6 protein-coding genes and 1 pseudogene are annotated in these 14879 nt (G+C 41.8%); 4 read left to right on the forward strand and 3 right to left on the reverse strand.

Translation table 11 applies throughout. The features are described 5' to 3' along the window. The first annotated feature begins 537 nt into the window (after nucleotides 1–537). From H6G83_RS35485 to H6G83_RS22445, 3 genes are all read left to right on the forward strand, one after another. Nucleotides 538–1080 carry an IS110 family transposase gene (locus H6G83_RS35485; protein ID WP_242044750.1) on the forward strand — a complete coding sequence of 181 codons (543 nt, stop codon included), beginning with the start codon at nucleotides 538–540 and terminating at the stop codon, nucleotides 1078–1080. A gap of 117 nt (nucleotides 1081–1197) precedes the next feature. Then, a complete protein-coding gene (locus H6G83_RS22440; RefSeq protein ID WP_242044752.1) occupies nucleotides 1198–6246 on the forward strand; it encodes a PAS domain-containing protein in 5049 nt (1682 codons plus the stop codon). A gap of 2 nt (nucleotides 6247–6248) precedes the next feature. Further along, a complete protein-coding gene (locus H6G83_RS22445; protein ID WP_190476191.1) occupies nucleotides 6249–7937 on the forward strand; it encodes a hybrid sensor histidine kinase/response regulator in 1689 nt (562 codons plus the stop codon). Nucleotides 7938–9154: 1217 nt separating this feature from the next. On the opposite strand, the pseudogene tnpA reads toward H6G83_RS22445, so the two are convergent. Further along, nucleotides 9155–9562 (reverse strand): annotated as a pseudogene (gene tnpA / locus H6G83_RS22450) (IS200/IS605 family transposase). 79 nt (nucleotides 9563–9641) lie between these two features. On the opposite strand from tnpA, the gene H6G83_RS22455 reads away from it, so the two are divergent. Beyond that, nucleotides 9642–10994 carry an RNA-guided endonuclease InsQ/TnpB family protein gene (locus tag H6G83_RS22455; RefSeq protein ID WP_242044753.1) on the forward strand — a complete coding sequence of 451 codons (1353 nt, stop codon included), beginning with the start codon at nucleotides 9642–9644 and terminating at the stop codon, nucleotides 10992–10994. Here H6G83_RS22455 and H6G83_RS22460 read toward each other — a convergent pair. Together H6G83_RS22460 and H6G83_RS22465 are read right to left on the reverse strand one after the other, a co-directional pair. Then, nucleotides 10959–11174 carry a bromodomain-containing protein gene (locus tag H6G83_RS22460; RefSeq protein WP_190476192.1) on the reverse strand — a complete coding sequence of 72 codons (216 nt, stop codon included), beginning with the start codon at nucleotides 11172–11174 and terminating at the stop codon, nucleotides 10959–10961. The two genes, H6G83_RS22455 and H6G83_RS22460, sit on opposite strands and share 36 nt — an antisense overlap. Before the next feature lie 222 nt (nucleotides 11175–11396). Further along, entirely contained in the window at nucleotides 11397–14519 is a 3123-nt protein-coding gene (locus tag H6G83_RS22465) for an MFS transporter (RefSeq protein ID WP_190476193.1), read from the reverse strand. Between the last annotated feature and the right edge of the window lie 360 nt (nucleotides 14520–14879).

A 14879-nucleotide genomic window follows, 5' to 3' on the forward strand; every position in this document is an offset into this window, starting at 1 on the left:
CATTGTCGCCTTGTTACTTGGTCAACCTTTGCCTGTTGGTAGCTTCTTCCCTGAATCTTGGAGAAGCCCCACCGCTTTCTCTTCTGCTTAAACAAAAAACCTGCCCTTGAAAGCCCCCCTACACCCCTCTCTTACAAAGTTCTGAGCGCCGGAAGCCGGCGCTCAGACTTTGCGCTATACCCCTATACCCTTGTCCAAACCCTTGATTTTTCGTTTTCATGCGTAAGTCCTAACCCCTATACCCTTACACCCCTACACCCCTGTGTTTCTTAGGAGCAGCCGCACTGGCGGCGCTGCCACCCGCTATGAATGAAAGAAACTATTTTGAGGCGACTAATTAACGGGTACATTAATAATTATCCTGACAGTTAAGACCGAACCCACAATAGTGTGTTGAGCCTGATTAGGAGCATGGTTCTGGGGCTTGATGGCTATGACATTGGTGAAGGAAAAGTTTCCTATCCCGTTTGAAAGATTATCTATAAATCCATCCCCAGGTCAGGACTTATCCATAATAAGCATATCAGAGTTGCAGTCATGAGATTGCCACCAAATCAAGGTTATAACCAGCCTATACTTACGGAAAAAGTATCATCCACTTTAGAAGAAATTAACCAGAATGCAGCAGGTATAGACCTTGGTGGTGGAGAACATTGGGTTTGTGTACCCGCAGATAGAACTGACAAAAATGTTCGCCGATTTGGATGTTTTACTCCTGATTTAATTGCAATGGCCGATTGGTTAATGGAGTGCCGAATAGATACTGTGGCAATGGAAGCAACAGGAGTTTACTGGATTCCGGTGTTTCAAATTTTAGAAGCCAAGGGTTTTGAGGTCAAATTAGTCAATGCTCACCACGTTAAAACAGTACCTGGGCGTAAAACAGATGTGTTAGACTGCCAGTGGTTACAAAAATTACACCGTTTACGTTCTCGCTTGGGCGCACCCAAAGCCATTACTGCTACTGCTCACAAACTGGCTCGTTTGTTTTACCAGATGTGGCTCACTGCTGGACAATATTCTGATCCTGGTATGGACTACTATGAGCAAAAATACCAGGAACTGATGCTCAAAAACTAAGAGCAAAAAGCTCAGGCTCTTGGTTTAGAACTCATCCCTATCTCTCACTCCACCGAATGTGTTTCTTGAAAGTATGCTTTTGTGGATGGAGTGATTTGTATACTATTAATTTAAAAAATGTATGAAAATAAAATTACAATTTTAACTATTTGTAGTTACTCAAGAAGTAAATTATTAATTACGACAATTAATGACAGTAACACTTTGATGAATAATCGTTGGCTGCATCTGTTGAAGGAAAATTATCAAAAACCATTGGCGATCGCAACAATAAATACACCAGTGGCTGAAGCGATCGCGCAGATGTATCAAGTCGAGAGCAGTTGTGTACTAATTGTGAAGCGGCAAAAAATTATCGGTATTATTACGCAAACAGATATCATAGGCAGCATTGCCCAGCAAAAGACGTTCGCAGATATGTCTGTTGGGGAACTGATGAGCCAACCTGTAATTACTGTCAATGAGGCAGAGCTTGAGGATTTACCCAAAATAATACAGTGTTTCCACCAAAATGAAATTAGTCATTTACCCGTGCTTGACAGTCAGGGAAAGCTGCTGGGTGTGGTGACATTAGACCAGGCTAAAACAGCACAACTAGAACAAGAAATAGCCCAGAGAGAGGAAATATCTCAGTTACTTTGCGAAAGGGAGGCTGAGTATCACGTCTCAAAAGAGAGATTGAACGATATTCTCAATAGCGCCATTGGCACAGCGATCGTTAGTTTCCGTGTATTCCCCAATTGTGATTGGGAATATGAATACCATTCTGTGGGTTGTGAAACCATTTTTGGCTACACACCAGAGGAATTACTTAGAGATAAGCGATTGTGGTTGTCACGAGTACATCCACAGGATCAAGAAACAGTGATTATACCTGGTTATGCAGATATTTTTGCAGGTAAAACCTTTAATTTGGAGTATAGATTTTATCACAAAGATGGTTCTCTGTGTTGGATTGCTTCTACCTACACCTCTCGCTATGACTCAGAAGCCAACTGCTGGGTTGTCACAGCGACTAATATTGATATTAGCGGACTCAAGCAAGCAGAAGCCGCATTACGCCACAGTGAACAAAGATGGCAATTAGCGATCGCCGGCACAGAGGAAGCAATTTGGGATTGGGATATATCTACTAATCATACCTATCGCTCAGACCGTTGGTTTGAGATGTTGGGCTATGAACGCCACGAACTGAGTAGCTTTGATGATGAATGGAGCATTCGCATTCATCCTGATGACTATGAGCGCGTGATGGCGGCGCAAGCGGCTTATTTGCGGCGGGAAATACCATTTTATTACAGCGAGTATCGTCTGCGGCGCAAAGATGGAGACTACAGATGGTTTTGTTCACGAGCTAAAGCCGTTTGGGATGAACAAGGAAATCCCATCCGATTAGTTGGTTCACTGGCAGATATTACAGAACGCAAACAAACTCAAACAGCCTTAATACAATCAGAAGCTCAATATCGATTGTTGTTTGAAAATAATCCTAATCCCATGTGGATTTTTGACTCGGAAACACTGCGTTTTTTGGCTGTCAATCAGGCAGCAATTTACAAATATGGTTACTCCCAAGCCGAATTTCTGTCAATGACACTTTGTGATATTCGTCCCCGTGAGGATGTACCTACTTTCCTAGACTCTATATCTAACGCCACTGCTTCTGCATTCTTTATAGGTGAAACAAAACACTGCACAAAGGATGGAACTGAGATCAATGTAGAGATTAATTCTCATATCATCAGTTGGTTAGGGAAGCCAGCAAGATTTGTCTTGGCTAAAGATATCACACAACAAAAAGCCGCACAGTCCGAACTGCAACAAATTGAGGCGCAACTGCGGGAGAGTAAACATTTTATTGAGCAAGTTATTAGTCATTCTCCTCAACTTTTATACATATTTGACCCAGTAACAGGTAGTAATGTTTATCTTAATCGCCAGTCTGAGGAGATTTTAGGTTATACCCCAGAAGAAATTCAGCAACAAGGCGCTCAGTTTTTTTTGGATGTTTTGCATCCTGATGACTTACCCCTATTAGAACGTAACTTCAAGCAGTGGCAAAATGCAGAGAATGGCGAAGTGTTGACGACTGAGTACCGCATGAAGCATCAGGATGGTACTTGGCGCTGGTTGAGGTCACGGGAGGTAGTTTTTGCTAGGGATAAGAATCATTGTCCTAGTAAAATTCTGGGTACAACTCAAGATATTACTGATAGCAAACTGGCTGAATTGGAAATTGTTCACAGTCGAGATTTACTAGAAGGCGTTTATAACGGTTCTGCGGATGCGCTGTTTCTGGTAGACTCCACCACACTCCTCACTACTGACTGTAATCAACGAGCGGTGGAACTATTCGCCGCTAACAGCAAAGCCGAACTGATAGGGATAGAAGGACAAACTCTCCAAAAACAACAGTTCACCCCTGATGAGCTAGCTCAAATTATTGAACAAATTAATCACAAAAAATTTTGGATTCAAGAAATTGAATATCTCACCAAGCGGGGGAACTCCTTTTGGGGAAACCTAGCTATTAAACAAATTTGCGTGGCTGGTAAGGCAATTAATTTAGTCCGGGTTACGGATATTAGTCAACGTAAACAGGCGGAATTTGCCTTGCATGAGCGAGAAGCGATGTTGCGGAGTATTGGCGATAACCTACCTAATGGGGCAGTATATCAGGTAGTTCGGGAATTAGATGGGAGCGATCGCTTCATCTATCTAAGTGCGGGAATTGAAAGACTGATGGAAGTTAAGGCAGAAGATGCTCTGAGAGATTCAAGTTTGCTCTTTTGTCAGTTTATTCCAGAGGACTCACCAAGGTTAGAACAAGCTATTAATGAGTCTCGCCTGAATTTATCTATATTTGATGTTCAATTACGCATTCAAACGCCTAGCGGTCAGTTAAAATGGCTCCATTTTCGTTCCACTCCTCGCCAATTACCAGATAGTCGTGTTATTTGGGATGGGTTGGTTGTTGATATTACCGACATTAAGCACACTGAGGAAACTTTACGCCAGAGTGAAGCACGTTTAGCCGAGTCCCAACAAGTAGCTCGTCTGGGTAATTGGGATTATGACTTAGCTACTGGCAAAATTACTTGGTCGAAGGGATTGTTTGATCTGTTTCTACGAGATCCAGCACTAGAAGTACCAAATTATTTGGATCATTTGCAATTTTATCACCCAGAGGATCAGCCGAAACTACACCAAGCTGTGGAAAGGGCAAGTTCCACAGGGGAATCTTACAAATTGGTTCTGCGTGCATTCAAGGCTGATGGCTCTAAGATGTACGTGGAAGCCATTGGACACGCACAGTTTAATTCCCAAGGAATAGTAACTCGTCTTTACGGAACTGCTCAGGATATTACTAGCCGCAAACAAGCTCAAGAAGCCTTAACCAAAAGTGAAGAGCAATTGCGGCTCACTCTAGAATATACTAACATTGCCACCTGGGACTGGAATATTCAAACCAATGAAGTTATCTGGAACGATAATCACTATCGTCTTTTAGGGTTGGAACCAGGAAGATTAACAGCTAGTTATCAATTATGGCGTAATGCTGTTCACCCAGAAGACATTAACCTTGTTGAGCAGAATCTGGAGAATGCACTCAGAGAACAGACCACTTATGAAGCCGAATATCGAGTGATTCATCCTGATGGTCAGGTTTGCTGGCTAGCTGGAAAAGGACATGGAATTTATGATGAAGCCGGAAATCCTGTGAGAATGCTGGGTGTGGTTATAGATATTAGTGAGCGCCAGCGAGCCGAGCAAGAACTTCAGCAAAAAGAACAGTTTTTACGTAGTATATATGATGGCGTTGCTAATTCTATTTTTGTCGTCGATGTTGTTGATGGTGATTTTCGGTATATGGGTTTAAACCCTACTCACGAAAAAATCACAGGTTTGCTTTCTCTGGAATTACAAGGTAAAACTCCAGAGCAGGTTCTTCCACCTGTTTTAGCTGCATCTGTGCGCCACCATTATCAAAATTGTGTGGAGGCTGGAGCAACCATTACCTATGAAGAATATATATTTTTCCACGATCAGGATACTTGGTGGATTACGAACTTGACTCCTTTAAAAGACGAAAATTCACAGGTATACCGGATTATTGGTAGTAGCATTAACATCACCGAACAAAAACGCGCTCAACAGATGTTAGAGCTACAAGCTGTGATTACTCGTAATATGGCAGAGGGACTATGCTTAATTCGCGCTGATGATGCTGTGATTGTCTATACTAATCCCAAATTTGACCAAATATTTGGTTATGAGGCAGGTGAATTAATTGGTCAGCATATCTCGATTATTAACTATGAAGATGGGAATACTAAAGCAACAGAAGTTTATGAGGCGATCGCAGTTGTTGTGATGCAAGATGGTGAGGCTACCTATGAAGTGCAAAATGTCAAAAAAAATGGCACTCCTTTTTGGTGTCGAGCGACAACATCTGTTTTTGAACATCTTGAATATGGCACAGTTTTAGTCGCTGTTCAACAAGATATTACAGAGCAAAGAGAAACAGAGGAAAAAATTAAAGCTTATCTTAAAGAAAAAGAAGTACTTCTCAAAGAAATTCACCACCGAGTCAAAAATAATTTAGGCATCGTCAGTAGTTTGTTACAAATGCAGAGCAGACGTACCCAAGACTCTCAAGCAAGGGACATATTACGTGATAGCCAAAACCGCATTGCTTCAATTGCTCTGGTACATGAAAAATTGTACCGCTCCAATGATTTAGCTAATATAGATTTCGCTCAATATATTCCAGATTTAACAACTCACCTATTTGACTCTTATAATGTTAGTTCCAACTGTATTCGACTGAATATTCAAGTCGAGGATGTCAGCTTGGATATCGAAACCGCTATTCCTTGCGGCTTGATTATCAATGAACTGGTTTCTAATGCGTTAAAATACGCCTTTCCGCATAATCGCGGGGGTGAAATTCAAGTCAGGTTATTCCAAGAAAAGGATCAGTCCTTGACACTTGTTGTTCAAGATAATGGTATTGGCTTACCTGCGGAATTTGATAACAAAAAGGCAAAAACACTAGGCATAACTCTAGTTCAGGGTTTAGTCAAGCAGTTAAGGGGTAAATTGGAAATTCAGAGCCAAGTTGGCACTGAATTTAAAATTTCTTCTATATCAAGCAGAGTATAAGCATGACTAACATTTGTACAGAAACACATAAAATTCGCACAGTCAGAGTGCTGATTGTGGAAGATGAATATATTTTGGCAATCAACCTCCAAGAAAGTTTAGAATTACTCGGATATACAGTTGTCGATATAGCAGATTCCGCAGAATTAGCAATAGAGAAATCAACCCAATTATTACCAAATTTAATTTTGATGGATATCAGGCTACGGGGTGAGAAAGATGGTATCCAAGCAGCAGAGCAAATTTGGCATAATCTACAAATTCCCATCATCTACGTGACAGGACATTCTGATCAAAGCACTGTAGAACGAGCAACTCTCACTTTCCCTTTTGGTTATATTCTCAAACCCGTCAGAGAACAAGAACTTTACGTCGCCATTCAAACCGCTCTTAATCGCTATGAACGTGAGCAATTTTTAAGTTCTGTGCTACGGGGTATGGGAGATGGGGTGATTGTTGTGGATACCCAGTTGCGCGTTAAGTACATGAATCAAATAGCCGAAGCGCTCACAGGCTGGCGGTTTAATGATGCAAAAGACCAAAATTTAACTGATGTCTTGCGTTTGATTGACGAACAATCTTTGCATTCCATCCAAAATCCGATGATCTCTGCTATTGAGAAAGAAACAACTGTTTATTTAGGCGATCGCATTCTCCTAGTCACCAAAGATGGGACAATGATTCCCGTTGCTGACAGCGCCACTCCCCTACGTAACAACAATGGTGAGATTACTGGCGCAGTCATGGTTTTTCGGGATGATACTCAACGCCGACTCCTAGAAGAACGGAACCTTGCTGCTGAACGCAATCGACAGCTAGAAATTCAAATGGCGGAAATGCAAAGATTTAATCAATTGAAAGAAGATTTTTTAACGGCTACCTCTTACGAAATGAGAACACCGTTATCAAATATCAAAATGGCAATTTCTATGCTAGAAAATGTCATTAATCAGCAGGATATTTTGCAATCCACAGTTCCTCCTGTCTCTGTATCTATAGGTCGCTATCTAGGTATTATCCGTCATGAGTGTGAACGAGAATTAAACTTAGTAGATGATTTGCTCAATATGCGAATCATGGATACAGAAACTTATCCTTTAGAATTAGTTCCTATTCATCTTCAATCTTGGCTACCGGAAATTGTTAAGGACTTCCAAGAAATTGCCCAAGCTCACAAACAAGCTTTAGAAGTTAACATTGCTGATAATTTGCCAGCTTTATTTTCTGATGTAAATATCTTAGCTAGAATTGTTTCGGAACTACTACTTAATGCTTGCAGATATACTCCTCCTCATGAGCGAATTACCGTCACGGTTCATTTCTACCAAAAATCAAAATCTTTCAAGACTCAAGATACTCAATCTGATTTATCTTCTGTTGCTTCATCTTCCTATTTTCAAATCAGAATTAACAACTCTGGGGTAGAAATTCCTTTAGCGGAACAATCGCAAATTTTTGAACCTTTTTACCGAATTGTTCCTAAGAAAACTACAGAGAAATTATCAGTATTTGAACAATCTTACCAACTGCCAATGATTGATTATGCTCCAAGTAGTGATACAGGTTTGGGATTAACACTAGTGAAAAAACTTGTGCAGTATATTCAAGGGACAATTGAGGTTACAAGTAGTCACAACTTGACTACCTTTACAGTTCAATTGCCATTGAGCTTGTCGATAGTTAAGAAATGACCAGGAACAGGCAACAGCAAAAAACCAACTGACTGACGCTCTTATGGCAAAATCTACAGATGTTTTCTTTTGCATCAAGTACAAAGCTGTAGGTTTTGAGGCAGGAGGAAAGTGGGTTTTATGCTGATTTATTTTTCTTTACATAGTTGGGTTTATTTGTGGCTACCTATTTACACTTTTATAAAAAATAATATGATTTATCTCTCTACTTACATCTTGCACCACTATCTTATTGACAAAATAACAGGCTAGAAAACTTATTATTTTTTAGGGTGGGGAGTGCAGGGAGCCACCTGTTTATTGAGAAGGTGCAAGATATCATTCTATTGGTAGAGTTTTTATTTAGATTATAAATACTAAATAGATAAATGTTCCGATCACCTGACGAATTATAACTATAAATCTACCCGTTACTCAGTAGAAAGAATAAATTAAACCTAACTTGAGATCGCCGGGTTTCGACTACGCGGAAGTTGAATCTCGACTGCGCTCGATTACCGCGTAGTCGAAACTCAACCCTCTTCTAATAAGGTTAACGAGCATTGAGCGCAGCGCCGCACTGAAGCTCAAGAAGTGTCGAAATGCGTCTTCTAAATAATTGTGTCCAGTAGTATTCAACCGAAAAAATATGCCTGGACTTGACCGGGAAAAGGGGAAGGGTGAAAGAGTAAATTATGAAAACGCTCGTATCATGATTTTGCTAGGGAAAGCCCATCCTACAGATACTACCTGTTGCTAATATGTAACGGTGGATATTTTCTTAATTAAGGCACGAATTTTCAGCCTGTTTCCTGTTCCCCTTCCCTATTTCCTAGTGTATATTTCTCTATCTTTAGGGGGAATTAAATTAAAGCCAATAAATACTAAATAACTAATAGCCCGATTGCCCAACCGGGCTTTAGCTCCATACACCCCCCCTGTTTTACCTGGCAAGGGGGGATTTATTACCTAATTGTCAGTTGTCAGTTGTCAGTTGACATTAGTTTTTCTCCCCTGCTCCTCTGCTTCTCATCTCCTACAACTCCCCATTTCCTAATTCCCTGTTAACGACAAGCGAAAGTCCCCACCTTCTCTGCGAGACGCTACGCGAACAACGAAGTAAGGTGGGGATGAATAGCGGGCTACGACGATTGCATACCTGACTAAAATCAATCCTCTTGGTTGATAAGGAAATGGTATGTATGTTCGCGTAGCGGCACGTAGTGCGGAGTAGCCAATCAATCTTCTGGTTTTTCTTGCGATTGTATATATTGCTTGATTTTTTCAATAGGTGCGCCACCAGTGGAAGCAACATAATATGAACTAGACCAAAACACAGGTTTTCTATAGAACGTAGATAAATGCTCTGAAAACTCTTTCTGAATAATTCTACTAGACGCTGATTTTAGACTACCTACAAGAGCAGATAAATTATTATCTGGATGGAAATCAATTAGCAATGAACCTGGTCTATTTCTCCTGAAAATTCAATTAGTCTGCACTTAGTTTTTATGCAAACATTAGCAAATATGTCATGCAACCGTTCCAGTATTGGTGCGGTTATTGTTTTGCGTCTGTACTTAGTGACAAATACAAAATGCAGGTGAACCTAAAAAAACAGAATGAGAACCTTTTCTGATAACCACTTGACAAGCCTGTATGTCAACTGTAATATCATAGAACAATTCATTTTAGGAGACAACTAAATCAGTGGTTACAAGACGGATGACTTTCAGGTTATACCCCAATAAACAAATAGAGCAGTCTTTGAGGTATCACCGAAAGCTCCACAAAGACTTGTACAACGCTGCGGTATATAACCGATTTACTCAATATCAAAAATTCAATCATTCTGTTAGCTATTTCGAGCAACAGAATTGTTTACCTGCATTTAAGGAGATTTGGACAGAGTACAAAGAAATCAATTCACAGGCTCTACAAGCAACTTTGAAGCGTGTCGATTTTGCCTTTGAGCGTTGGTTCAAAGGCTTAGGTAAACGTCCTAGATATAAATCAATTCGTCATTACTCAGGTTGGACTTATCCAGCTAAAACTGGGTATTCTGTAGAATCTAATGGTGAACATGGTTACTTGAATCTGTCTAAAATTGGACGTATTCAGATGCGTGGCAAAGCTAAATATTGGGGAACACCTACTACTTGTACGGTTGTTTATCGTAATGGTAAATGGTACGCATCTATTACGGTTGAAGTATTAGACCAAGCTCTTAAACCAGATGTCTTACCAACTGGTGCTGTTGGGATAGATTTAGGATGTAAGTCAGCACTTTCAATTACTGATGGCGAAAGTCATCAACAAATTAAAGCACCAAAGTTTTTGAGAAATGCTGAACATCTAATCAAAAAAGCTTCTAAAGATAAAAGAAGGAAGCAATCACCAAACACAAAGAAAAAAGTTCAAGCTTCTAGAAGATGGAAAAAAGCCCAAAGTAAGGTTAGTAAACTAACTCGTCAAGTTGCTAATCAACGACAAAATTGGGTTCATCAGGTGGCAGTAGAAATAATCAGCAGTAATAGCTTCGTTGCCACTGAGAAACTAGAAGTCAAGAATATGTCTAGTAAAGCTAAAAAATGTAAGCGCAAAAAGCAAAAAGCAGGTTTGAATAAGTCAATACTTGATGTTGGGTTTGGGATGCTTCGTAGTACCATCAAATATAAAGTTGAACAAATTGGTGGTGTGTTTATTGAAGTCCCAACCAAAAAAGTAAAACCTAGTCAAACCTGTCCTAAATGCGGTCATCAGCACAAGAAAACTCTTGATATCAGGGTTCATAATTGTGAGATTTGTGGATACTTTCAAGACCGTGATATTGCTGCTGCCGAAGTTATGCTTTACTATGCTCAAGGTAATCTACCGGGGGTAGGAACTACCCTCGAAGATGCTGATGTCACTAGCTCTACCTCACGTACTGGCTCATCTGCGGGAAGCATGAAGCAACTAGGGCAAATGAAGCGTCAAAAATTCAACTCTACTGGGGTGGATGTAGAAACTCACCCCGATAACGTTGTAAGAGTGAGTAGTTCATATTTTTCTATCAGGCGGAGCAGCATGAGGTAATGTAGAGGTTTCCTCATCTGGAGTGAGCAGAGGTATGCCCAAATGTTTCCTTGCGGCTTCTTCTGCTAACTTATGGTCTTGTTCACTATGAAACTGACCCTCATCTAATAAGTGTTTTTCCCTGATCGCTGCATCTCGACTGGGTGGTTTTCCATTCTTCCACTTGTACCTAAAATCCATAATTCAAAAGCAGCCTTGTCTGCATTTATACTCCTATAATAGTAATATTAGGTAGTTAGAGAAAATAATTCCTCTATCATAGGTAAACGTTCGGGAAAGCCTGGGGAGTGAAGGGGATGAGGGAGAGCTATCAACTATGGACTAATGACTAATGACTAATGACTAATGAAAAAACCTCCCTTGGTGGGAGGTGGAAATATAGAGCGGAGACAACTGATTGACCTAGACCAGAACAACAGCGATCGCACCACCTATGGCGGCGAAAATGGCTGAGACTATCGCTGTGGCAAATAACCACCAAGCGGCTGAGGCTGCGGCTTTACGGGTTTCTTCGGCTTGCCGTTGGGCTTGATGTTTGACTTCTTCTAGACGGCGTTGCGCTTCTAGTTGTAGGCGTTCGGCGCGTTGTAAGACGGTGTTACGCGCCCTTTCAATTTGGTCAATAATCCGGTTAGCGTCTTCCTGGGAGATGTCCTCGCGGGAACTAACAATGGCTACTAAGGTGTCACGGTTGAATGAAGACAGGCGATCGCGCAAAGCATCGAATCCGGACTGTGGGTCTTCAAATAAAGTACGCACATCACGCTTAATACTATCATAGTTGAGTTCGGGACGTTCCAAACCATTGAGGTAATTGCGAATCCGGGCGAAAATGCCCTCAATTACGTCTTGAATCCGGCGTTGGATACTCCGCACTTGCTCAACAAATTGATCCCTTACAGAGACTATATTATCGGCAATTCTGGCGGCTTCCTCATCGCTGAGGTCTTCGCGAATCTTCAGCAGGGCGATAATGGTAGAACGGTCAAAATGAGCTAGGCGATCGCTCAAGCTTTCTACACCCACTCTGGGGTCATGCAGCAAGAGTTGCAAGTCACGCTTAATTCCTTCTGGATTGAGTTCTTCCTTACCAGTTTGCCGTAAGTATTCTTCCAAATAAGCTTGGAATGTCTGTACTCGTTGCTGTGTACGAGTAGCTAAACGACGTGGCGCACGGATAATATTGCGGATGGAACCCTGTACAGAGTCAATTACTTGATTGACTTGTTCTTCGCTCAAGTCTTGGCGTTGGCTGAGTAATTTAACTAAGGTATCCCGGTCTACTTGCGATAAGCGACGACGCAAAGCAACTGCACCTTCTCTGGGGTTTTCAAACAGTCTAGTTAAATCCCGTTGAATTCCTTCGGGGTTGAGTTCTGCTTTACCAGTCTTCCGCAGATAGTCGGAAATGGTGGTGGTCACAGAGTCGTATTGTTCTTTGGCTTTGTCGGCTACTATTTGCGGTGTGTGGCGGACATTATGCCAAGAATCCTCCACAGTATTGATAATTTGATGTACTTGGTCTTCGCTAATATCTTGGCGTTGACTGAGCAACTGTACAAGTGTATCGCGGTCAAAGCGAGACAACCGCGCCCGAATTGCAGAGATTCCGGCTTGGGGATCAGACAATAAGGTTTTCAGGTCAGCGCGGATAGCATCGGGGTTTAGTTCACTTTTGCCAGTGTTACGCAGATATGACTCGACATTCAACCACAGGGTTTCGGCTTGATATCTGGCTTGGTCTGCCAGGTTCTTGGATTCTAAGAGGACGCGATCGCGCTGTCTTTCCAACTCATCGATAATTCTGTCTGGTTCCCCTGGCTGCATATCATTGCGTTCTAGCAATATCTGCTGCAAGGGATAACGGTCAACGATTACCAATCGCCGGGACAGGGTTTCATAATCTGCATCTTGGTCTGCCAATATGGGTTTGAAATCTCTCTCAATCCCTTCGGGAGTCAAATCTGCCTTACTAGTAACCAGCAGATAACTTTCGATGCGGCGTTGCAAATCTTGGGTAATTTCCCTTTCTTCTTCAGCTGCGACTATCACTAGCACCGCTTGACGTACAGCTTCTAGTCTGTCAGCTATATGCTGAATTTGGGATTGGGTGAGAAGTCCCCGTTGTTGGAGAATATTGACGAAATCTTGACGAGAAAGCCTTTCTAGTTCCCGGCGTACTGTACCAGGGTCGGCGGCTGGGTCATAGATAACATCGCGGAACTCTTCGGCAATTCTTTGTTCACTCAACTGCCAAGCATAGGTGTTTGACAGATAGTTCTCTACATCCGCCCGAATGGGGCTGTAGGGTTGTGAGGGAACGGGTAAGCCTAATTTATCTGCTTTTTCTGTGGCTTTGTCTTTAGCTGTGGTCAGTGCTTGCCAGATTTTTTCTACATCTAAATCAGACAAGTCTGTTCTCCCCAAAGCAACCCCAGTTAAGGCGGATATCCCTTGCTGGATGCTGCTTTGAATTGGCCCTACTGGGGCAGATTTTTGGTCAGCTTCCTGAGAGGAACGGGTTTCAGCAATTAACCTATCCAATTTAGCGCTGAGTTCATCAGTTTTAGCTTGTCCGGGTGGGAGTGATTTGAGATAATCAACCAACTCAGCCAAATGGTCTTGGGTAGGTTGGTGTTGAGACACGGTTTGCTGCCAAACTTTGTATAGGGTGTCAGCTATGCGCTTGGTATCTCGCTGGGAAAGGTCGGTACGGCTGCTAACTAGGTCGATGAACTTTTGGCGATCGATATTGTGTAAGTCGGGACTGCCGGCGATCGCTTTTACTTGCGGATCATTTAGTAACCTTTCAAACTCACTGCGAATATTAGATATGTCTAATTCTGGTGGACGCAGTTTTTCAATATAATCTTCTATGTTTTCGCGAATGCTGATTGGATCAATTGCACTGCCCAATTCCCGACGCACGGCTGCTGCTGCGGCTTCGGCTGTAGCTACTACTTGCTGATTCACAGCCTTTGCACCTAAAGCGGCTGTGGCTGTTCCCATAATTGCCTGAAAGCCAGAGGTCGCGGTGTTAACTACCGAACCGATGAGGGAACCAACTGTTGTGGAACTCACCCACATCAGCAACAAAAAGTATGCGCCCCAAATGACTAAACCAAGAATTGCACCCAATCTGGGGTCGAGAATGACTAGGCTAAGTTTAACGGCGAGGAAAGATGCAATTAATAAGGCGATGGTCACAGTGATTAATGTCCACAACCCCACAGCCGTACCAATCTTGCGAACAGTGCCGCCAAAACTTCCTGACTCCCCTGTATGTGAGTCTGAATCAGATGAACGCCCCAAGTAAGAAATACCTGCGGCAACGGAGAGGTTAGTTAATACTAGCTGGAAGGCGAAAGCTAAAATGACACCAGACAGTAAAGCCACAAAAAAGCGCGGCCCTGAAGTCAGCACCGAAGCCTGTGCTGGTGTAACACCTGTAGTATCCACTGGAATCTGTGCCGCCCACCATAGGGGCCGGAAGAGTTCCAGTGTAATTTCCGTACTTTGAAACATTGTATGTATTTCCTTCTTCTAAGCAATATAAATTTGGATGGATTTAGAATTTCGTCAGCAAAATCTGCAGTTTCTGTATCTATCGCAATACCCAAATGTTCTTGCTTACAGAATCCAAGAATTTAGTACATCAAAACATCCCTCCAAAGTTTGAAACCTATATCCTACGGTAGATAGAATTTATATTGTTTAAGGCTAGCAATCTTCTAATAATATCTTGATAAAATCGGGTGAAAACGCTTGCTAGCTAAGGTTATGTCCGTTTTATTTCTAATTACTTATTGTTAGATAATTTATTTCTTTAAATTAGCTGTTTATCAAGGTAAAAATATTAGAGATTTACATTTATTTACAAATATT

Origin of the sequence: Anabaena azotica FACHB-119 (genome assembly GCF_014697625.1) — a bacterium.
Classification (GTDB): domain Bacteria; phylum Cyanobacteriota; class Cyanobacteriia; order Cyanobacteriales; family Nostocaceae; genus Trichormus; species Trichormus azoticus_A.

Excerpts from the sequence above, each read along its gene's own strand:
- H6G83_RS35485 (WP_242044750.1), top strand. The coding sequence starts at position 538 with ATGAGATTGCCACCAAATCAAGGTTATAACCAGCCTATACTTACGGAA.
- H6G83_RS22440 (WP_242044752.1), top strand. The coding sequence starts at position 1,198 with ATGTATGAAAATAAAATTACAATTTTAACTATTTGTAGTTACTCAAGA.
- H6G83_RS22445 (WP_190476191.1), top strand. The coding sequence starts at position 6,249 with ATGACTAACATTTGTACAGAAACACATAAAATTCGCACAGTCAGAGTG.
- H6G83_RS22455 (WP_242044753.1), top strand. The coding sequence starts at position 9,642 with ATGACTTTCAGGTTATACCCCAATAAACAAATAGAGCAGTCTTTGAGG.
- H6G83_RS22460 (WP_190476192.1), bottom strand. The coding sequence starts at position 11,174 with ATGGATTTTAGGTACAAGTGGAAGAATGGAAAACCACCCAGTCGAGAT.
- H6G83_RS22465 (WP_190476193.1), bottom strand. The coding sequence starts at position 14,519 with ATGTTTCAAAGTACGGAAATTACACTGGAACTCTTCCGGCCCCTATGG.